This window comes from Phyllobacterium sp. P5_D12 (assembly GCF_054049495.1).
The window spans coordinates 1-850 of the sequence record NZ_JBFUMG010001044.1 but is presented as its reverse complement, the minus strand read 5'-3'; the positions used below and the strand labels follow the sequence as shown (position 1 = coordinate 850).

1 pseudogene is annotated in these 850 nt (G+C 54.0%); it reads right to left on the bottom strand.

The features are described from left to right. A pseudogene (locus ACXJ5O_RS28565) lies at positions 1-850 on the bottom strand (sensor histidine kinase); the annotation flags it as partial.

Genomic DNA, 850 nt, shown 5'->3' with positions numbered 1-850 from the left:
TCTTCCAAGACAGCAGGATTAACCAGGATATCGCTGTCCAACCTAAGCGCAGCGAACGCCATGAGTTGTGCGGGGCCGTCATGAATATCCGCCCCTATGCGTCTGAGATAGCTTTCGTTCAGTGCCGCAGCGCGTTGAGAGGCACGTTGGACGCGCGCATGCAACGTCTTGTTCTGCAGGAGCAGGTCGGAAAGTTCGCTCACCCGTTGCTTTAGGTCCCGACGTTGGTCGTCGATGGTCTTGCTTCCACGAAACACGATAACTGACAAGACCAGAAAAAAAGCCATTGTAAAGAAGGCGACAGCAAGCCAGCTGCGCAGGCGCGCCTGATCCAAACTGTGCTGAAATTCGTCAGCTATCTCATAAAATTCCGATACGGCGACCACTTTGCCCGACCAAGGTTGGAGGACCGGATTGTAAATCTCCAGAAGTGGCTTGCCACTCGCCCGCTCAGCTTCGCTTTCCACATCGTCAACGTTGTTAAAATTAGCGACCATCTTGCCAGCAAACGCTGTCTTCAGGTCATCGCTGACGGCAAAGCGCTTGCCCATAAGCTTCTTGTCGTTGGAATAGAGAACCAGCCCGTCGCTTCGCCAGAGCCTGAAAGACATTAGCCTGCTAGCCAACGCCCCCTGCCCCAACGTCTCATCCAACGCATGCGTAACCGTCTCGTCGAGTATTTGATTGGTTTGCATGTCGGGAAGAATGGGCGCGATAACGCTATCCACGTACAAAGCGGTCGCCGCCGCCGAATTACGAGTAACGGCAGCTTCAATCAGGCCCGCTACAAAAGCGCCAATCAAAATCATCGCGCCCACCGAGACTAAACCTCCAATGAGCAGAAACTGCC